The 19517-nt window shown below is 35.9% G+C and carries 20 protein-coding genes; 17 read left to right on the top strand and 3 right to left on the bottom strand.

Going from position 1 to position 19517, the window contains the following annotated elements; translation table 11 throughout:
• Positions 1-58: 58 nt before the first annotated feature.
• From ACHRWY_RS01300 to ACHRWY_RS01235, 14 genes are all read left to right on the top strand, one after another.
• Positions 59-379: a phosphoribosylpyrophosphate synthetase gene (locus ACHRWY_RS01300; RefSeq protein WP_395351760.1), complete on the top strand. Its 321-nt coding sequence runs from the start codon at positions 59-61 to the stop codon at positions 377-379.
• A gap of 142 nt (positions 380-521) precedes the next feature.
• A complete protein-coding gene (locus ACHRWY_RS01295; protein WP_395351759.1) occupies positions 522-1154 on the top strand; it encodes a hydrolase in 633 nt (210 codons plus the stop codon).
• Between the two features lie 62 nt (positions 1155-1216).
• On the top strand, positions 1217-2614 hold the full coding sequence (locus tag ACHRWY_RS01290; protein WP_395351757.1) for an alginate export family protein: 1398 nt from the start codon (positions 1217-1219) through the stop codon (positions 2612-2614).
• A 229-nt stretch (positions 2615-2843) separates the two neighbouring features.
• Positions 2844-3575 (top strand): M17 family peptidase N-terminal domain-containing protein, encoded by a 732-nt coding sequence (locus ACHRWY_RS01285; protein WP_395351755.1) that lies wholly within the window; start codon positions 2844-2846, stop codon positions 3573-3575.
• A 7-nt stretch (positions 3576-3582) separates the two neighbouring features.
• Positions 3583-5469, top strand: coding sequence for an amidohydrolase (locus ACHRWY_RS01280; RefSeq protein ID WP_395351753.1), 1887 nt, complete (start codon positions 3583-3585; stop codon positions 5467-5469).
• 10 nt (positions 5470-5479) lie between these two features.
• Positions 5480-5914: a DoxX family protein gene (locus tag ACHRWY_RS01275; protein WP_395351751.1), complete on the top strand. Its 435-nt coding sequence runs from the start codon at positions 5480-5482 to the stop codon at positions 5912-5914.
• Positions 5915-6300: 386 nt separating this feature from the next.
• Positions 6301-6774 (top strand): Dps family protein, encoded by a 474-nt coding sequence (locus ACHRWY_RS01270; protein ID WP_395351749.1) that lies wholly within the window; start codon positions 6301-6303, stop codon positions 6772-6774.
• Positions 6775-6793: 19 nt separating this feature from the next.
• Positions 6794-7456, top strand: a complete 663-nt coding sequence (locus ACHRWY_RS01265; protein WP_395351747.1) for a YoaK family protein — start codon at positions 6794-6796, stop codon at positions 7454-7456.
• 55 nt (positions 7457-7511) lie between these two features.
• On the top strand, positions 7512-9791 hold the full coding sequence (locus tag ACHRWY_RS01260; protein ID WP_395351745.1) for a histidine kinase dimerization/phosphoacceptor domain -containing protein: 2280 nt from the start codon (positions 7512-7514) through the stop codon (positions 9789-9791).
• 3 nt (positions 9792-9794) lie between these two features.
• The gene (locus tag ACHRWY_RS01255) at positions 9795-11159 is read left to right on the top strand and encodes a sigma-54-dependent transcriptional regulator (protein WP_395351743.1); all 1365 of its coding nucleotides are present in this window, start codon (positions 9795-9797) and stop codon (positions 11157-11159) included.
• A gap of 5 nt (positions 11160-11164) precedes the next feature.
• Positions 11165-11455, top strand: coding sequence for a GNAT family N-acetyltransferase (locus ACHRWY_RS01250; protein WP_395351741.1), 291 nt, complete (start codon positions 11165-11167; stop codon positions 11453-11455).
• A 122-nt stretch (positions 11456-11577) separates the two neighbouring features.
• On the top strand, positions 11578-12198 hold the full coding sequence (locus ACHRWY_RS01245) for an alpha/beta hydrolase (RefSeq protein WP_395351739.1): 621 nt from the start codon (positions 11578-11580) through the stop codon (positions 12196-12198).
• Positions 12198-12548, top strand: a complete 351-nt coding sequence (locus ACHRWY_RS01240; protein WP_395351737.1) for a hypothetical protein — start codon at positions 12198-12200, stop codon at positions 12546-12548. The genes ACHRWY_RS01245 and ACHRWY_RS01240 overlap by 1 nt, the downstream gene beginning before the upstream one ends.
• 304 nt (positions 12549-12852) lie before the next feature.
• The gene (locus ACHRWY_RS01235) at positions 12853-13470 is read left to right on the top strand and encodes a TMEM175 family protein (protein WP_395351735.1); all 618 of its coding nucleotides are present in this window, start codon (positions 12853-12855) and stop codon (positions 13468-13470) included.
• Between the two features lie 2 nt (positions 13471-13472).
• Here the strand turns inward: ACHRWY_RS01235 and ACHRWY_RS01230 are convergent, their stop codons facing one another.
• Complete coding sequence (locus ACHRWY_RS01230) at positions 13473-15053, bottom strand: sigma-54 interaction domain-containing protein (RefSeq protein ID WP_395351734.1); 1581 nt, start codon at positions 15051-15053, stop codon at positions 13473-13475.
• A gap of 317 nt (positions 15054-15370) precedes the next feature.
• Here ACHRWY_RS01230 and ACHRWY_RS01225 point away from each other — a divergent pair, with 317 nt between their 5' ends.
• Together ACHRWY_RS01225 and ACHRWY_RS01220 are read left to right on the top strand one after the other, a co-directional pair.
• Entirely contained in the window at positions 15371-16309 is a 939-nt protein-coding gene (locus ACHRWY_RS01225) for a ring-cleaving dioxygenase (RefSeq protein ID WP_395351732.1), read from the top strand.
• Between the two features lie 95 nt (positions 16310-16404).
• The gene (locus tag ACHRWY_RS01220) at positions 16405-16611 is read left to right on the top strand and encodes a YegP family protein (protein WP_395351730.1); all 207 of its coding nucleotides are present in this window, start codon (positions 16405-16407) and stop codon (positions 16609-16611) included.
• 50 nt (positions 16612-16661) lie between these two features.
• Here the strand turns inward: ACHRWY_RS01220 and ACHRWY_RS01215 are convergent, their stop codons facing one another.
• Both ACHRWY_RS01215 and ACHRWY_RS01210 read right to left on the bottom strand, forming a co-directional pair.
• Positions 16662-17087 carry a response regulator gene (locus ACHRWY_RS01215; protein WP_395351728.1) on the bottom strand — a complete coding sequence of 142 codons (426 nt, stop codon included), beginning with the start codon at positions 17085-17087 and terminating at the stop codon, positions 16662-16664.
• Positions 17088-17269: 182 nt separating this feature from the next.
• Positions 17270-17461 carry a cold-shock protein gene (locus ACHRWY_RS01210; protein WP_395351726.1) on the bottom strand — a complete coding sequence of 64 codons (192 nt, stop codon included), beginning with the start codon at positions 17459-17461 and terminating at the stop codon, positions 17270-17272.
• A 306-nt stretch (positions 17462-17767) separates the two neighbouring features.
• Between ACHRWY_RS01210 and ACHRWY_RS01205 the strand changes: the two genes are divergently transcribed.
• The gene (locus tag ACHRWY_RS01205) at positions 17768-19276 is read left to right on the top strand and encodes an ATP-binding protein (protein WP_395351724.1); all 1509 of its coding nucleotides are present in this window, start codon (positions 17768-17770) and stop codon (positions 19274-19276) included.
• The last annotated feature ends 241 nt before the right edge of the window (positions 19277-19517 follow it).

Raw genomic sequence — 19517 nt, 5'->3', positions numbered from 1 at the left:
AATCAAAACTGCCTGATAGGGTTTGCTTTAAAAGGCAGTTTTTAAATTTCTCCCCACCATGAGTTTATTTCAACAACCCGCTTTTGATACGGTTACCGAGGCTTTACAATGGCTAAATCAGCAAGGTTTTACAGAAAACTTTAATCTTGACGAAAATTGTATCCGTTATAATAATAACACACAAACCATGTCTCCGGAAGAATTCAAAATTGAATATCTATTTCGTTTTGAAGGAGATACAGATCCAGGAGATGAAGATATTGTGTACGGAATTATATCTGAGATCTATAACATAAAAGGTGTTTTAACCAGTGCTTTTGGAATTTATGCCGACGCCGTTTCTGCAGAAATGATCAAAAAGCTTTCAACACATTCCTAATACATTCAATAAAGCAATACTAAATTTACGAAATATCGTAATTAAAAATTACTATTACAGCCATAACCAGCAACAAAACAGCCCATTAACAATTTGGTACTTTGTTGGCATAAAACAAACTTAAATAATAAATATAAATCTTATGAAACCATCAGTAAACTTATTATCACCAGACAATCACGCACTAGTATTAATTGACTTTGAAGGGCAAATGGCATTTGCAACAAACAGCATTGCAATAAGTGAATTGCGCAATAATGTTGCTATTATTTGCGGAGCTTCAAAAATCTTCAACGTTCCAACAATTGTAACTACTGTTTTTGAAGAAAGCTTTGCAGGTCCAGTTTTTCCTGAAATTGAAGAATATTATCCAATTGCTACTTCGGGATATATCGACCGTACAACCATGAATACCTGGGAAGATGAAAATGCTTATAAAGCAATTACCGCAACAAAAAAACAAAAGATAGTTCTTGCCGGATTATGGACAGGGGTTTGTATCGTTGGGCCTGCTCTTTCTGCTATTGAAGAAGGTTATGAAGTTTACGTGATCACAGATGCCTGCGGAGACGTCAGTAACGAAGCTCACGAACGTGCCATTCAGAGAATGATTCAGGTGGGTGTACAACCAGTGACTTCTATTCAATATATATTAGAACTTCAAAGAGACTGGGCACGTCAGGAAACTTATGTTCCGGTAACCAACTTAATGAAAAAACATGGCGGATCTTATGGCTTAGGGATTCATTATGCACACAACATGTTGAAACACTAATTCATTTCGACCTGAAGATTGAAACCTGACACAAAATCAATATAAACCTCTTACCTTTTATTATGTTGGAATCATCAAAATTCATATTGCACAAAAAGAACTTCAAAATCATTGTAATATGCTTTCTTTTTACAGGAACCATAGCATCTGCACAAAATTTTAAGCTTTTGCGATATGACGAAAACTACGAATTCTTAAAAGACTCGACCAGAAATTTTTATGAGAATTTAAAATTCATTCCCTTAAACAAAGAGAAAGATTTTTATTTATCTCTTGGCGGTGAAGCGAGATACGAATATGTAGATTTCAATAATGAAGATTGGGGAAGACTAAATATTGGTCACAACAACTTTTTACTACAACGCTATGATCTTCATGCCGATATTCATTTAGGAAAAACCTTTAGAGTATTTGCACAATTGCGAAGTGCCTTGCAAGACGGACGAATCAATGGTCCGAGAGGTATTGACGAGGATCAGCTGAATGTTCAGAACCTTTTTTTAGATGTCAATTTATATCAGAAAGAAGATAAAAAACTAATCCTTCGTGCCGGAAGACAAGAACTTGATTATGGTTCCGGAAGATTAATTTCGGTTAGAGAAGGTCCAAATGCAAGACTTTATTTTACAGGCGGAAAAATAATATATACCTCTTCCCGATTCTCAATTGACGGATTTGCAATGATGGCAGACACTATTTATACAGGAGCTTTTGATAATAAAATGTCGAAACAGCTGAATCTTTGGGGAGCTTATTCTAAAATAATATTCCCAAAAGCAGGAAATCTGGATCTTTATTATCTCGGAATCAGAAGAGACGAATCGCTGTTTGAAGAAGGAATTGCTCCTGAAAAAAGACATACCATCGGAACAAGACTCTGGAAATACGGTGGCGGTTTTATTTACAATCTGGAAGCTGCATATCAATTTGGAACTTTTGGATCAGGAAACATTAATGCATGGACTGGATCAATAGATATAGGCTATTCTTTTGAAAACGTGAAATTTAAACCCACGATAAATCTTAGAAATGATTATATTTCAGGGGATAAAAACAAAGGCGACGGAAGTTTACAAACCTTCAACCCTTTATATCCAAAAGGAGGATATTTTGGTTTTAGTCCGCAAGTGGGCCCGGTAAACCTTATCGACATTCATCCTTATGCCACCATGGATTTATTGCCACAGCTAAAGATGCAGGTCGATGTGGTTTTTAACTGGCGATATTCATTACAGGATGGCGTTTACAGACCAAGCGGATCATTAAATCTTCCCGGAAGTTCTTCAACAGAAAGATATATCGGGACCGCTTATCTTGCCAATTTTTCTTATAGCGTAAACAAATATATTTCAGTCGTAAGCGGTATTCAATATTTTAAAACCGGTGCCTTTATCGACGATATTATTCCAAATTCTAAAGACGGTGTTTTCTTTAATGCCAGACTTGGATTTAAATTTTAACAACAAAATAAACTGAACATAATTATTTTAAACCCATAGAAGAACAGGATCTTATAAACTTAAAAAGTCGTTTCACTTGCATTGGTAAACATAGCTATAACACACATAGCTATGTGTGAGAAACTAGTTTCTTTTGATATTCTTTGATTCATTTCAAAATATAAAATCTATGTCTCTATGTGTTTAAATATTTTTCACATTATACAAACATTAATTAAAATTGACAACTATGAAAAATTTATCCGTTTTCTCAAAATACAGACTTAGCTATTCTGCTCTAATTCTTGTTATTACAATATTATTTGCAAATAGTTCTTTTGCACAAACGGCTTCTCTTGGCTCAACTACTACTTGGGGAAAAGTAGACGGAGTTGCCATAAACGGATTGGTTCAGGGACCATCTGCAGCAGAAGCAGAATTACAAGTTGCCTGCGTTTTTGAATATACAGAGGGCGATATCTTTAACCCTCCTGCCCTTCCTGCTAACCTAAACGGAATGGTACATTTAGACGATGCATTAAAAGGCATTATTACTGAATTACGCAAAAGCGGAAAATTTACAGGGCATTCTCTTGAAACCTTACTAATTACACCTCCAAAAGGTACTTTAGCTTCTAAACAATTATTGTTAATAGGTCTTGGTGACCGCAATAAATTCACACCGGATTTAATGATTAGTGTAGGAAGCACTGCTATGCGCGAAGCTTTGCGTTTGGGCGTTACTAACTATTCTTTTGCAAGTGATATCAAAGATGCAGGAATTGATTCGCCAACGGCTTTAGTGGCTACAAATGTAGTTTTAGGTTCTTTTGAAGCGTACAGAACACAGACTTATTTAAAAGATAAAAAACTAGCCGATTATAAGCCTTTAACCAAAATTATTCTGCTGGCGGGACCCTCTTTTTACACTGTTGCCGGCGAAGGAATTAAAGACGCAATTGCAAAACTTAACGCTAAATAACGGAATTATGAAAGCAGATCTAATTTTATTCAACGGTAAAATTCACAGTTTCAATGCCGAAACACCAAATATTACGGCTGTAGCGATCAAAGACGGTAAGTTTATTGCAGTTGGAAACGACAGCAGTGTAATGGAATTTGCATCTGAAGAAACCAAAATAATCGACCTTCACAATAAAAGAGTAGTTCCGGGAATCAACGATTCGCACATTCATCTTATCCGGGGCGGTTTAAACTATAATCTAGAATTACGCTGGGATGGTGTTCCTTCACTTGCAGATGCACTTAGAATGCTAAAAGAACAAGTAGACAGAACTCCTAATCCGCAATGGGTTCGTGTAGTTGGCGGCTGGTCTGAATTTCAGTTTGCTGAACGCAGAATGCCAACTTTAGAAGAAATTAATGCAATTGCACCGGAAACTCCTGTTTTTATTCTGCATTTATACGACAGGGCAATTCTGAACAGGGCCGCATTAAAAGCAGTGGGTTATACTAAAAATACACCTGCTCCTCCCGGAGGACAGATTGAAAGAGATTCTAAAGGAGAACCAACCGGACTTATTATTGCGACACCAAATGCTATGATTTTGTATTCGACTTTAGCAAAAGGCCCCACGTTATCTTATGAACATCAGATCAATTCGACCCGTCACTTCATGAAAGAATTGAACCGTTTCGGGATTACAAGCGTAATTGATGCCGGAGGCGGATTTCAGAATTTTCCCGATGATTATAAAGTCGTTAATGAATTGAATGAGAAGAAGCAATTAACGGTTAGAATTGCCTATAATCTTTTTACTCAAAAACCAAAACACGAATTTGAAGATTTTGAAGATTGGATTGATACGGTAAAATTATATCAGGGAGACGATATGTACCGTCATAATGGTGCGGGTGAAATGCTGGTTTTTTCTGCTGCCGATTTTGAGGATTTCCTTCAGCCAAGACCTGATCTTCCTGAAAACATGGAAACAGAACTGGAGAAAGTTGTTCGTCTTTTAGTCGCAAATCGTTGGCCGTTTCGACTTCATGCGACATATAATGAAAGTATTACGAGATTCTTAAATGTATTTGAAAAGATCAATCAGGAAATTCCGTTTAACGGATTGCCGTGGATATTTGATCACGCCGAAACGATTGATGAACGCAATATTGAACGTGTCAAAAACTTAGGCGGCGGAATTGCCGTACAAAGCAGAATGGCGTATCAGGGTGAATATTTCACAGACCGATATGGCGCAAAAGCAGCCGAAAATACACCGCCAATTAAAAAAATGCTCGAAATGGAAGTTCCTGTTGGCGGAGGTTCTGACGCTACAAGGGTAAGCAGTTACAATCCGTGGGTTTCCATGTATTGGATGACCGCTGGAAAAACAGTTGGCGGTCTGCAATTATATAATGAAAGCAGATTAAGCAGGGAAACCGCTTTAGAATTATATACCAGAGGAAGCGCCTGGTTCTCTCAGGAACAAGCAAAAAAAGGAGATATAAGAACCGGTATGTTTGCCGATTTGGTAGTTTTGGACAGTGACTATTTTACAATTGATGACGAAGACATTAAAAAAATCGAAGCCGATTTGACGATTGTAGACGGAAAAATTGTGTATGCCAATGGCGATTTCTCTTCGTTTTCACCGCCACATATTCCAATTTTGCCAGACTGGTCACCAACGAATATTTACAACGGTTATCCAGCTAAAAGCAATTTCCAGAGTGCCATTGAGAAAAACGTAAAAGCAGATGCAAAACCAGGCCTGACTTCGCAAATACACAGTTGCAGCGGCAGTTGTGATGTTCATGCACACAGCCACGATATTGCCAGAATGAGCAATGTTCCGGTAAATAACTATAATGCATTTTGGGGAGCTTTAGGCTGTTCCTGCTTTGCCTTTTAAATTTAAAGATATGACTGAAATTATAAAACAAATCCTTTATTCTGATTTAGGAACAGCCTTTAACAATGCGGCATTTTTAGTTTTTAGAATATTGCTTGCCATAGAACTTTTTAGAGTTCACGGAATGAAAAAATTCAGAGTCGAAAACGGCCAAAGAGAACATGTTCCAAATCCATTGCATTTACCTGAAAAACTAAACGGATTAGTAGCCACTTTTTCAGATACTGTAGTGCCGTTTCTTATTATGCTGGGTATCGGAACCCGACTTGTTGTATTGCCAACCATTGGCGTAACAGCCGTAGGATATTTTGTCGTGCACAGAAAAGATTCGCTCGAAGTACGCGACGTTCCTTATATGTACACTTTATCCTTACTATTAATTCTCGCACTTGGAGCCGGAACATATTCACTAGATTATTATCTCTTAACCTTTATGGACAATTAATGTAAACACATAGAAACATAAATTTTTGACCGTGTAAAAAGGCGTTTCACTTTGTTTAATAAACATAGCAATCAAGATTTGAAAGCCTGCAATTTGTGCCGTTAGGCACTAAATATCGGTAATTAACAGGAATCGGAATAAACCCAGCGTGCCGTAGGTACGCAACATAATAATAACTAGCGATATTTAGTGTCTAATGGCACATTTTAACTCTTGGTTCGCATTACTTATAATTATCAAAAAAGCTTAACTTAATGACATTGAGATCTATGTGTAAAAAACTAGTTTCTTTCATTATCTTCTTTCCAAATCAAAGAAAACCTATGTTTCTATGTGTTCAAAATATTTAGAATTATCATTAACCTATTATTAAAACCTAATTAAAAATGAAAGCAAACATCGGAATTAAACAAGAAAGCATCACAAAAGTTGTAGATGTATTAGCAAAAGTTCTGGCTGACGAATTTGTACTTTATACAAAAACAAAAAAAGCACACTGGAATGTAGAAGGTCCGGATTTTTATAACAAACACCTTTTCTTCGAACAGCAATATGAAGCGCTGGACGAAATTGTTGATGCCGTTGCAGAAAGAATCAGAACTTTGGGTCATTATGCACCGGGAACTTTAAAAGAATATCTGGCGCTGACACATCTTTCGGAAGAATCAAGAGAGAAAAACGACAGTACAGGTTACATCAAAGAATTGCTTTTAGACCACGAAAGTATCCTGATACACTTACGTGAAAACATCAATAATTTTGCTGCAGAATTGCACGATGCCGGAACCAGTGATTACATCACCGGGCTTTTAGAAAATCACGAGAAAATGGCCTGGATGCTTCGCGCACATTTAAAATAAGAATCAAAAATTAAAAATTATGGAAATACAAAAAAATATCTGGTACGTTACCCTGCTGCTCACAATGATAGCAGGGTATTGTGATACCGTAACTTTTGTAGCTGCCGATTCGATATTTTCAGCACACGTTACGGGCAACTTTATTGTTTTTGCTTATCAAATTATCAAAGGTTCTGATCTGCATGCGTGGGTGAAATTATTGACTTTTCCCATTTTTATTTTAGCCGTAATTACCGGAGGAAGAATTGCCTTAAAAGCAACAAATCGTTATTCGATTTTATTTTGGGAAGGCGTTATTCTGGTTTTAAGCGGGATTGCTTCATATGTTTTTGGCTATTTACAAATCCTTTCAGAATGGACGATGTACACAGTAGCTATGACAACCGTATTTGCAATGGGACTTCAGAATGCTTTTGGAAAATTGTATGCTAAAGAAACTCACGGTCCAACAACCATGATGACAGGAAATGTAACACAGGCGTCTCTTGATTTGGGAAACCTCTTAAAAAACGGATTAAAAGATGCTGATGTACTGCTCAGTTTTAAAAAACAATTAGTTACTATAATCGGGTTTCTTGTCGGTTGTTTTTTAGGAGCTGTTGCCGGAAAGTTTTTCGGATTAGGAACTTTAATTCTGCCTGGAATTGCCATGATAATATGTTACATCTACCATCGTGAATAGTAAACAAAGCCAGCTGTAGGCTTGCGGACTTCTGATAATATATTATCTTTAAAAAATGAACTTTATCCCTTTTATTTCCGTCAAAAACTACTTGTGCATCTTCTGTACGGTGTCATTATTTTTACTTGCCACTTTTCATGGAACGGCGCAGTCAAAAGAAGATCCTACTGTGTTAAAAAAGAAAATTGCATCAGCGGGAAGTGACAGTCAGAAAGTCGAATTACTTTTAACTTTAAGCTCTTATTATCTTACTAAACCGGGTGAACTTAAAGCCGATCTTGACAGTGCCAGTAATTTAAATTTTGAAGCAAAAAAGTTAAGTAATGCTTTAGGTTATAAACCCGGAAAAGGAAAAGCCATTCTTTTAGAAGGTCAGATTTACAGAGAAAAAGGAGATTCAAAAAATGGATTAAAGAAAACCAATGAAACACTCGCCTATTCTGAAAAAAACAATTTAGTAGTTTTAAAAGCAGATGCTTACAGGGAACTTTGCGCCTATAAAGGTTATGAAAAAGAAGATACAGAAGCCAAGATAAAATATCTTGAAATTGCAGTATCGCTTTACAAAAAAAGCAAGGCTTATAAGAAGCAAGCAGACGCTTTAAAAGATCTTGCCGATTATTATGGAAGTATAGAAGAAAATCAAAAAGCGCTGGTGCTTTTAGAAAATGCAGTTACTGTTTATAAAGCTATTGGTTTCAAAGAGCTTCAGGGTGTCTATACCTTAATGTCTGATAATTACGGAATATTACAAAACACACAATTATCATTGCAATATGCATTGATGGCCGAAAAAACAGCCGAAGAAACTCACGACACAAGTTATCAGCTCTGCACTATTTACAATCATCTTGGTCTTGCTTATTACGATCTTCTCAAATATGATTTAGCCTTTTCTAATTTTGAAAAAGCACTAAATATTGCTTTAGAAAATAAAAATGTAGGCGATGTCAATGTAATAAGTTATAATCTGGCATCATTATATTGCCAGCAAAAAAATTATCGCGAGGCATTGCGAACGCTAAAACGAACTGCAAAAGATTATGCGCCACAAGATGAGGTTACCCAAATAAGACAGACATTTATATTTGTGGTTTGCTATTCGATGCTTAAACAACTGGACAATGCAAAACCCTATTACGAGCAAATACTTAAAGATTATCAGCAATCTGATACCGGTCTCGCCTATAAATTAACCGGAATAATTATTTATTTACAACAGTCAGGTCAGGTAGAGAAAACGTATGCCTACATCGAAAAATTTAAAGAATTTGCTAAAAAATCAAATAAGCTTATTCTGTATTCGCAGATCGAACTTTTGTCTTTTCAATCCGATCATGCCAGTAAAAAATACGAGTCGGCAATAAAGCATTTACAGCGTCATCAACTTTTCAGGGATTCTATTTTTAATGTAGAAAAACTAAAACAGTCCGCAGCATTACAGCTTCAATTTGAAACAGAAAAGAAAGACAAAAATATTAAATTGCTTACACAGCAGGGAAAATTACAGGAAATAAAAATTCACAACGATCAGATTATCCGTTATGTTTTTATAGGAAGCGTGGTTGTTTTGGTACTTTTTCTGGTGTTTTTGTATAATAGTTTCAGGTCTAAAAAGAAAAAAAACGAAGCATTAGAAATTCAGCGACAACAGATTAATGAACAGAACGAACTGAACAAAAAAATGCTGATTGAAAAAGAATGGCTTTTAAAGGAAATCCATCATCGTGTAAAAAATAATCTCCAGATTGTCATTAGTTTATTAAACACCCAATCGGCTTATTTGGATAATGAAGATGCTTTAATGGCCATACAAAACAGCCAGCACAGAATGCATGCCATGTCGTTAATACATCAAAAATTATATCAATCTGATAATCTGGCAAACATCGATATGTCCTGGTATATTTATGAACTAATCAGTTATATGAGAGAATGTTTTGATACCGATAATAAAATCAATTTTGTTCTGGATACAGAAAAAGTATATCTTGATGTAGCACAAGCAGTTCCGTTGGGATTAATTATAAACGAAGCCATCAATAATGCCATTAAATATGCTTTTCCTCTTGACAAAAAAGGAAATATAAGTATTGAGCTGAAAAATATCGTAGAAAATAATTATAAGCTGGTCATTGCCGACAACGGAGTTGGTCTTCCTGCCCATTTTGAAGATACAGAGCGAAATTCCCTCGGTATGAATTTAATGATGGGATTAACCGATCAGATTGATGGAACTTTTGATATGAAAAATGAGAACGGATTGAGTATCAAAATTACATTTACAAGAAATACAGAATTTGAAGGATCAACTGAAAATGCTGAAATTATATAACTTATGGTGATAAAGGAGAAAATTCTAATTGTTGAAGATGAATTTATAGTAGCAAATGATTTAAAAATCATGCTGGTTAAAGCGGGTTACGAAATAACCGGTATTGCTTCTTCTGTGGTTCAGGCACGAAAATTAATCGATACAAAAAGACCGGACTGGGTTTTACTGGATATTATGCTCAAAGGCGATCTTACCGGAATTGATCTGGCGTGGGAACTTCGCGAAATACAATTGCCATTTCTCTATATTTCTGCCAATACCAACCAATCGACTCTTGAAGCTGTAAAAGCAACTCATCCTTACGGCTTTATGGTAAAGCCATTTCGCGAAAGAGATCTGATTGTCATGCTTGATATTGCCAAATACAGATTTGGTCAGGAGAAAGGAACTTTAGGAGCAACTCAAAATGATACTCAAAACCAGGAAATTGAGGGAATTATTGGAAAAAGCCCTCTTTTAAAAGAAGTTATAGAAAAAATAAAAATTGTAGCCCCGGCCGAAACGTCCGTTTTAATTCTTGGCGAAAGCGGTACTGGAAAAGAAAGAGTAGCGCATTCTATACACGATCTTTCGGCGCATAAGTCAAACGCAATTATAATTGTCAATTGTGCCGCTTTGCCTCATTCTTTAATCGAATCAGAATTATTTGGACATGAAAAAGGCGCTTTTACGGGAGCTAACTCTTTACGAATCGGAAAGTTTGAACAGGCAAATGACGGCACTATTTTTCTGGATGAAATTGGCGAATTGCCGCTTGATTCCCAGGTAAAATTATTGCGTGTTTTACAGGAAAAGGAAATCCAGAGACTTGGTGGAAATAAAACCATAAAAATCAATGTACGGATTGTTGCTGCAACCAACAGATCTCTGGAAAAAGAAGTTGCAGAAGGACGTTTTAGACTTGATTTGTATTATCGACTCAATGTGTTTCCGATCCAGCTTCCAACATTAAAAGAACGCAAAGAAGATATGGAAGTTTTAGCCCATTATTTTCTGAAAAAATATGCGGCAAGTTCCCGCAAAAATGTCAGCAGTATAAGTGTTCCGGCTTTAGAACAATTGATGCAATACGACTGGCCGGGAAATATTCGCGAATTAGAACATTTGATAGAAAGAAATGTACTCTTGGCCAAAACAAATGAAATCGAAAAATTTGATCTTCCAACCTCTAATTCAAATCCATTAGAAGTAAATAATGGAAGAATAAAATCAATGGAAGAGATGGAAAAAGAGCATATTCTGAATGCGCTCCAAATTTGTGCCGGAAAAGTTTCTGGTCCGGGCGGTGCTGCAGAACTGCTAAAAATGCAGTCTCAGACTTTGTATTCAAAAATGAAAAAATTAGGTATAAAACAAGGATATAATTAAAAGATATGGAAACAATAAAATTAGAATTAGACGAGAAAAAACACGGTGCTTTTAATCTTTATGTTAATGACAAAAAACTTGGCGAAATGACAGTAAGCTTAAAAGATGATTTGTTAACCGTTTACCACACAGGAGTTGAACCGGAAGCCGAAGGAAAAGGATACGCAAAGAAACTTCTTGACGAAATGGTTTCATATGTACGTGCCAACAATATGATGGTTTTACCGCTTTGCCCTTATGTACACGCACAATTCAAAAAACATCCGGAGGAATATCTGGATATCTGGAAAAAATAATTCATTTTTAACCAAAGTATGTCCGCAAAGTTTGTCATTACGATAGCTATTGGGGGATAAAAAGATAAAAACAGATCAAAATCTGCGAGATCTTAAAAACAATTAATTAAAAAAATAAAGTCATGAATTTAGAAATTATAACAGACGGGGTACCTTTAAATCAAGCTAAAAAGGCCTTGATTATGATTCACGGACGTGGTGCCGGCGCACATGATATTCTTTCAATCGCGAGACATCTTAAGGTTGATGATTTTGCATTGGTTGCACCACAGGCAGAAAACAGAACCTGGTATCCCTATTCATTTTTAGTTCCTATTAATGAAAATGAACCTTCTTTTTCAAAATCATTAGACGACATTCATCAGGTTGTTGTCGCAGTTCAGCAAAACGGAATTGAAAAAGAGAACATTTATTTTCTTGGATTTTCGCAGGGAGCTTGCCTGGCTTTAGAATTTACAGCCAGAAATGCCGCAAAATACGGCGGTGTAGTTGCTTTTACAGGCGGACTCATTGGCGATAAAGTTTATGAAGACCATTATTCAGGAAACTTCGAAAATACACCCGTTTTTATCGGAACGAGTGATCCTGATTTTCATGTTCCGGTCGAAAGAGTCAATGAATCTGAAGCGCTTCTTAAAAAATTAGGCGCAAATGTTACCAAAAAAATCTACGATAATATGGGACATACCATAAGTCAGGACGAAATAGATTTGGCCAACGAACTTATTTTTGCAAAGAAATAATGATTCAGATAACCCGGATTTACAGCGATGCAAATGGCGAAAGTCATTTTGAAGATTTTGAAGTTCCGTTGAAAAACAATGGCGATATTGGTTTTTTATCTGATAATGAACCCGTAAAATCAATTGTTTTTAGAGAAGTCAGTCCGTCTTATGATTATGATTTTCATAATGCCCCGGATCGCCAATATATTGTTTTGCTGGAAGGTGGCGTAGAAATCGAAACTTCATTAGGAGAGAAAAGAACATTTGAAACAGGATCAATTTTATTGGTTGAAGACACTACAGGAAAAGGGCACAAAACAAAAAATTTAGAACCAAAACTGCGAAAATCAATATTTATAAAATTATAAAATTTAACCGCAAAGTTCGCAAAGATTTTTATTGTTGGATTTTATAAAAAAGGCAAAGTTCGCAAAGTTTTGTATTGATATAGCTTTGCTGACTTTGCGTTTATCAACGTAATATTGGCTAAAAATCTTTGGGAACTCTGTGGTTAATTTACATTGCGTTCTTCGCGTAAACCTTTGCGAACTTTGCGGTTAATTTACATTGCGTTCTTCGCGTAAACCTTTGCGAACTTTGCGGTTAATTCACATTGCGTTCTTCACGTAAACCTTTGCAAACTTTGCGGTTAAAATAATCTAAAAAAATAAAATGGAAAAAGAAACTGTAAGAATAGAAAATTTCAGTGATGCCGTATTTGCGATTGCGATTACGCTTTTGGTTCTTGATCTTCATGCCCCAGACGCAGAAACTATAAAAAATGGTACTGAATTACTGGCTTTTCTAAAAGGTGAATGGACAACGTATCTCGCTTTTACGCTTTCTTTCTTCAGTATTTTTATCATGTGGGTCAATCACCACAAGATTTTCAAACAAATTTACAGCCGTAATACTGCTATCATGTTTTCTAACGGATTGATTCTTTTTCTCGTAACCGCAGTTTCTTATCCCACAGCTTTATTAGCCCGTTTTTTTGAAGGTGAAGCTTCAAATATTGCGGTAGCGATTTACACCGGAATATTTGTGCTTATTAATCTTTCTTACAATCTGTTGTGGTTTATTGCGAGCAGCAACAAGAAACTTTTACGTCCCGAAATCACAAATTCGGCAATACGAAAAATCAGAAATAATTATCTGTACGGATTGCCCACTTACTTAATTGCTTTTGCAATTTCATTTCAATATCCAACAGTTGCTTTGGTTATAAGTATGTTATTATTGATTTTCTGGGCCGTTTCTTCCGGAAAAATAAAAATGATCCAGGAATAAAATCAATCTATAAAATGTTCTTTTTTAATGCCTAATTTCTGCATTTTAGAAATGAGCGTTGTTCCGGGTAAATTTAGTAAAACTGCCGCGCCTTGCGGGCCGGAAATTCTTCCGTTGCATTTTTTTACTACTTTTAGAATATGCTCCTTCTCTATTTCCTGTAATGTTTTGGTATAAAATTCGGTTTCAGAAGTTGTAGATTCGGTTTTGAAAATTTCAGGAAAACTCATTTCTTTTATCGTTTCTTCTTTGGTGAACAAAATACTTCTTTCGACCATATTTTCTAATTCGCGAACATTTCCCGGCCATGCATTTGCTTTCATGCTGTTCAGTACTTTTTTAGAAAAACCTTTTATCTTTTTACCCATTTTACCCGAATGTCTTTCCAGAAAAAAATTTCCTAAAACTTCAATATCTTCGGGGCGATCCCGCAAAGATGGCAGCGGAATCGGAAATACATTCAATCGATAATACAAATCGCTTCTAAACCGGCCTTCGGCTACTTCCTTTTCCAGTAACCTGTTGGTTGCCGCAATTACGCGAAAATTTACTTTTATAGTATTTTTACCGCCAATTCTTTCTATTTCTTTTTCCTGTAAAACGCGAAGCAGTTTTCCCTGCAATTCTAATGGCATCTCTCCTATTTCGTCTAAAAAAATGATACTGTTTTCTGCCTGTTCAAATTTCCCGATTCTTAATTCCAACGCTCCCGTAAAAGCCCCTTTTTCGTGTCCGAATAATTCACTTTCGATTAAACTCCCCGGAATTGAAGCGCAATTTACTTTTACCATTTTTTTATTGGAAAACGATGACAAATTATGAATCGCACTCGCTACAAGTTCTTTTCCCGTTCCGGTTTCGCCCGAAATCAAAACTGTAGATTGCGAAGGTGCCACCTGCGAAATTAATTCGTAAACGTTTTGCATGGCAGCGCTGTTTCCAACAATTCCCTCAAAGCCTTCGTTTTTTACAGGTTCTTCTTTTTCATCTGTCGTAGTTTTTTTCAAAATTGAAAGTTCCTTAACCTTGCTTTCGTATTCCTGGCCCAGAATAATATTCCTGACTGTAATAGAAAGCTGCATGGCAATTCCTCTAATAATTCGGTTATATTCTTTGCTGAAAGTTGTGGTATTTTTAAAGAAAAGAAAAAGTACATTTCTGTTTCCTTTGATATAAGGAAGACAAATTCCTATTCCGTTTTTAAAACCTTTATTATTTGTAATAGTTATGTAGTCCGGAAATTTGTTTCTATTTAAAGTATTGAGATCGAAAATAACCGTATCGGCCGAATCCATACAAAAATCAAAAAAACCATCATTAATTTTTAGTCCTTTCAACTTGGAATCTTTCTGTAAAAATTGATAGAAAACATGATATTCCGTTTCCTTTTCATCGGCAGAAGCCAAAATAAAATCATCAAAAGAGAACTCCTCTTTTAGAATATCGTTTACGACCAGATTAAATTCTTCTTTCGTCAAAGCCTGAGAAAGCGCACTGCAGATCGACATAATCAACATTTGTTCTTTTTCTCTTTCCTGCAGTCGCTTCATTAAAATTGCAGTTTGATCAGTCGGCTTTTCCATAAACAATAATTAGTGTGGTATTTTATGTGGTAACAACGTAAATTTAAGGAATAGCCATAGTAAAATAACCATTCCTTTTCTAAATAAAACAGCTGCAATTCATAAAATTACGATATGTCGTAGTATCACAAACAAACGAAACACCATTAAAACCTTAACATACAACACCTTAACAAAAACGGAATATTATTTGGCTATTGTTTGACTGATAAAAATTTATCTGCTTTTTATTTCTTAATCTAGGTTAATCGATGCAGCGCTATAACGGACGTAAATTTGTAAAAGAAAATCAATAACAATTTAATACACATAAAACCATGGAAAATAAAATTTTAGGCTTACACCATATTACTGCAATTGCAGGTGACGCTAAACGCAATTTTAACTTTTACTCAAACATATTAGGGTTGAGATTCATCAAAAAAACAGTGAATTTTGATGATCCCGGAACATACCATTTTTACTTTGGTGATGAAGTTGGAAGTGCCGGAACAATCTTAACTTTTTTTCCTTGGGGAGAAGGAATTCAACAAGGAAGAAAAGGGTCCGGAATGGCTACAGAAATTGGATATTCTGTTCCAAAAGGAAGTTTGGATTTCTGGCAGAAACGTTTTGAGAAGTACAATGTTATTTACAACAAACCGTCTGAAAAATTTGGTGAAAAATATTTGACTTTCTTAGATCCGGATGGATTAAAGTTAGAGTTAATCGAATCTAAAACTGAAGATAGCAGAAAACCCTGGGAAACTGACGAAGTAAAAGCTGATGTGGCAACAAGAGGTTTCCACAATATTACCCTGACTTTAAACAGCATAAAAGCAACTGCTGCAATCTTAACCGAAATATTTGGTTATAAATTGATTGATCAGGATGTAAACCGTTACCGTTATGCAACTGATGCTGTAGAAAATGCAGCAATTGTTGACTTGGTAGAATTGGCCGAAGAAAAACGCGGTCATGTAGCAAACGGATCTGTACATCACGTAGCCTTTCGTGTACAAAATGATGAAATTTTAATGCACTTCCGTGAAAAAATCGAAGCATACGGATTGTCTATTACACCACAGATTGACAGAAATTATTTCCACTCTCTTTATTTTAGAGAACCAGGAGGAGTTTTATTTGAAATTGCCACAGAAAACCCTGGTTTTACAGTTGATGAAAGTTTAGAAGAATTAGGGAAAAACTTAAAACTTCCTGCACAATATGAATCAGACAGAACTGCTATTGAAGCGCATTTGGTGAAAATCAATTAATTCTTTTTGAACCAATAATTCAGTATTCAAAATAGAGAACTGAAAATACATTTCTAACAAAACTTAAAAGGCAGATTTTTTTTTCTGCCTTTTTTTTGCACCTTTTTCATCAATCCGTAAGATCATCTGTACAGCTTACTGGCAAGTTACAGAAGAAAACAACTATAGACCGGGAACTCTATTTTTATCTCAGGGCAGACAACGGACAAACTATTGCCACCAGCCAAAAATACACCAGCGCCCTTTCGCGTGAACAGGCTATCGAAAGGATTCAGAAAGTGGCACCTGCAGCCCCCGTTTAAGACCTTAGTTGATTAAAAGATAAAAGCAACAGCCGTCTTCCTGACTCAAGCTATTTTATGTAATTGGGCGAAACACAGTTCTGCCAGTATTCCACAATGTTTTTTATCATGGCTGTCATTTTATTAAAATCAGATGGCTTCACAAAAAATCCCTGAACCGATTTGGAATAAGCATCTATGACATGCTGCTGTTCGGCAACGGTCGAAAAAAACAAATACGGAATTGATTTCATTCTCAAATCTTCATTTTCATGAACTTTTGCCCGAAGCTCTATTCCATTAAGCCTTGGCATATTAATATCAGAGAATATAATAAAAGGCTCGATGGGGGTCTCAGTCAGATATACAAGTGCCTGCTCCCCGTCACCGAAAAAAATAATTTCATTGGGATACTGAAGCTTTTTAAAAACCTCTCCCAATACTTCCTGATCATCCTCATCATCTTCTATAATTATGATCGGCCCTCTTTTATTCATAAGTGTTAGTTAATAAGTTTTGATGGGCAAGGTATATAAATAAAATCATATTTTGAAGTTCTTCGTCTCAAAGATACAGGAGTGCAGCTCCGGATTCGCAGGAAACAAGCAAGCCCCTTATTAATAAAAAAAAGGCACCTGCTAAGCAGGTGCCTTTATAAGTTAACTGTGATAGTATATGGTTATGCTAAGACTACGTTTACTGCGTTTGGACCTTTACGGCCTTCTTCTATGTCATATCGTACTTCATCGTCTTGACGGATGTTTTCTGATAGACCTGAAGCATGAACAAAAACTTCGGCCCCTCCATTATTAGGAGTTATAAATCCGAATCCTTTTTCTTCATTGAAAAATTTTACTGTACCTTCTTGCATTTTAATATATTTAATTGCTCAAAGATAGCTTTATTTAATTAGAACTGACTGAATTTGAGTTTTTTATTTTATTTTTATAATAGATGTGGCTGTACGACTGGGTTTACCTCAATAATCTACCCTGCTCATTCTATCATGCAGCAAAGGTTTTGTCTGAAATCAAGGCATAATTATTAAAATGAATAAATCATTCTTTCTAAATTTTAATAAAAATTCTATGTTCGAATAATGAAAGATTCTGTTAAAATAGTATAACTAAAAAAGTTAGAATCTATAATACATTCGTTAAAATAAAAACCACCACTAATGTATGATAATCTATTGCTTTTGAAGGACATTGTGGATAATACCCCTTTGCCTACCGCCGTCTACACAGGAGAAAAATTAAAAATAGAATTAGCCAACCCCGCCATGATAAAGGCCTGGGGCAAAGGAGATCAGGTAATTGGCAAAAACTATATGGATGTCCTGCCTGAAATTCAAAACCAGCCGTTTTTTCAGCAGGCATTAGGCGTGCTTAAAACCGGAATTGCTTTCCACGCAAAAGACAAACAGGTCGATTTAATGATTGATGGGGTTTTAAGAACCTACTATTTTAATTATAGCTTTATCCCTCTTTTTGATAAGGAGTCAAAAATCTATGCGGTAATGAACACAGGATCAGAAGTCACTGACCTGCATCTGGCAAAACAACAGACCCAAAGTGCCGATGAAAGGCTTAGAATGGCTATTGAATCCTCAGGAATGGGCACTTATGAAATAGATCTTGCTACAAAGAAAATCAAGACTTCGGGAAATTTTAATGCCATCTGGTCCATCGATAGCGAAATATCCAATGAAGAGCTCATAACCAAACTACATCCCGAGGATCAGGCTCTGTGCGAGAAAGCACATAAGGAATCCCAAATTACCGGAGAAATGTGCTATCAGGCCCGAATCATAAATGATGACCAGAGCGTTAAATGGGTTAAGATCAATGGTAAAATCATCAAGGACGAAAATGGAACTCCCGGCACTCTTATCGGGATTATACAGGATATCCACGAGCAGAAACAATTTGAAGAAGAATTAAAAAAACAGGTCGCCGAGAGTACACAGGAACTTCGCAGATCCAATGATGACCTGCTGCATTTTGCCAATGTGGTCAGCCATGACCTGAAAGAACCTATTAGAAAAATCAAGACTTTCAATAGTCTTTTAATAAATGAATACAAATCTGATTTTAATGAGCACTCCAAAAAATTCCTCCAAAAGGTAGAACAGTCCGCGCAAAGGATGCAGAACATTATAGAGGGCATTCTCGCTTACTCTACCCTGGATAAAAAAACGCAGCCTATTGAAAAGATAAATCTAAATGAGATGATCGAAAGTATCAAAACAGATCTGGAACTCATCATAAAGGAAAAAGGAGCTATACTGATCACAAGCCAGCTTCCTGATATAGAAGGGGCACCTATACTGATCCAGCAGCTTTTTTACAATCTGATCCATAATGCCTTAAAATTCTCAAAAGCAGATGAGCCCCCAAGGGTTATCATATCATTTGCTGCGGTAAATAATCAGGATATTGACCTTGTTCAAATCACAATTAAGGACAATGGAATTGGACTGGATGCTATTCATGCCGAGAGGATCTTTAATGCCTTTCAAAGACTGCATTCCAAAGACCAGTATGAAGGCAACGGGCTTGGTCTGGCGCTGTGCAGAAAAATAGCCAAAAGACATGGCGGTACCATTACGGCTACAGGTGAAAAAGATAATGGAGCAGAATTCATTGTTACCTTGCCTTTAAGACAAAATACAGCAACGATATAGCGCTAATTCCCCAGCAAGCTTGTCAGACTTCTTATCATTAATTTCTATAAGATTTGTTCTGTAAAAACTTATAGAATTTAAACGGATTGCCAAAAGCGCTCTTAAATTCTAAAGTCAATCCAACTTTCTACAACTATTACAATACAATTTATTAAAAGTCCTTTCTTTTATTGAGATCTGTCCTTATATAACTACTAAATAGCGAGCAAATTTGTGCCACAATAAATATCACATAAAAAAA

Source organism: Flavobacterium sp. FlaQc-48 (genome assembly GCF_044007335.1).
Lineage (GTDB): Bacteria > Bacteroidota > Bacteroidia > Flavobacteriales > Flavobacteriaceae > Flavobacterium.
This window is presented reverse-complemented; position numbering and strand designations above follow the sequence as displayed.

Excerpts from the sequence above, each read along its gene's own strand:
- ACHRWY_RS01230 (WP_395351734.1), bottom strand. The coding sequence starts at position 15,053 with ATGGAAAAGCCGACTGATCAAACTGCAATTTTAATGAAGCGACTGCAG.
- ACHRWY_RS01205 (WP_395351724.1), top strand. The coding sequence starts at position 17,768 with ATGTATGATAATCTATTGCTTTTGAAGGACATTGTGGATAATACCCCT.
- ACHRWY_RS01225 (WP_395351732.1), top strand. The coding sequence starts at position 15,371 with ATGGAAAATAAAATTTTAGGCTTACACCATATTACTGCAATTGCAGGT.
- ACHRWY_RS01245 (WP_395351739.1), top strand. The coding sequence starts at position 11,578 with ATGAATTTAGAAATTATAACAGACGGGGTACCTTTAAATCAAGCTAAA.
- ACHRWY_RS01295 (WP_395351759.1), top strand. The coding sequence starts at position 522 with ATGAAACCATCAGTAAACTTATTATCACCAGACAATCACGCACTAGTA.
- ACHRWY_RS01260 (WP_395351745.1), top strand. The coding sequence starts at position 7,512 with ATGAACTTTATCCCTTTTATTTCCGTCAAAAACTACTTGTGCATCTTC.
- ACHRWY_RS01265 (WP_395351747.1), top strand. The coding sequence starts at position 6,794 with ATGGAAATACAAAAAAATATCTGGTACGTTACCCTGCTGCTCACAATG.
- ACHRWY_RS01280 (WP_395351753.1), top strand. The coding sequence starts at position 3,583 with ATGAAAGCAGATCTAATTTTATTCAACGGTAAAATTCACAGTTTCAAT.
- ACHRWY_RS01235 (WP_395351735.1), top strand. The coding sequence starts at position 12,853 with ATGGAAAAAGAAACTGTAAGAATAGAAAATTTCAGTGATGCCGTATTT.
- ACHRWY_RS01255 (WP_395351743.1), top strand. The coding sequence starts at position 9,795 with ATGGTGATAAAGGAGAAAATTCTAATTGTTGAAGATGAATTTATAGTA.
- ACHRWY_RS01215 (WP_395351728.1), bottom strand. The coding sequence starts at position 17,087 with ATGAATAAAAGAGGGCCGATCATAATTATAGAAGATGATGAGGATGAT.
- ACHRWY_RS01285 (WP_395351755.1), top strand. The coding sequence starts at position 2,844 with ATGAAAAATTTATCCGTTTTCTCAAAATACAGACTTAGCTATTCTGCT.
- ACHRWY_RS01290 (WP_395351757.1), top strand. The coding sequence starts at position 1,217 with ATGTTGGAATCATCAAAATTCATATTGCACAAAAAGAACTTCAAAATC.
- ACHRWY_RS01270 (WP_395351749.1), top strand. The coding sequence starts at position 6,301 with ATGAAAGCAAACATCGGAATTAAACAAGAAAGCATCACAAAAGTTGTA.
- ACHRWY_RS01275 (WP_395351751.1), top strand. The coding sequence starts at position 5,480 with ATGACTGAAATTATAAAACAAATCCTTTATTCTGATTTAGGAACAGCC.
- ACHRWY_RS01210 (WP_395351726.1), bottom strand. The coding sequence starts at position 17,461 with ATGCAAGAAGGTACAGTAAAATTTTTCAATGAAGAAAAAGGATTCGGA.
- ACHRWY_RS01250 (WP_395351741.1), top strand. The coding sequence starts at position 11,165 with ATGGAAACAATAAAATTAGAATTAGACGAGAAAAAACACGGTGCTTTT.
- ACHRWY_RS01300 (WP_395351760.1), top strand. The coding sequence starts at position 59 with ATGAGTTTATTTCAACAACCCGCTTTTGATACGGTTACCGAGGCTTTA.
- ACHRWY_RS01240 (WP_395351737.1), top strand. The coding sequence starts at position 12,198 with ATGATTCAGATAACCCGGATTTACAGCGATGCAAATGGCGAAAGTCAT.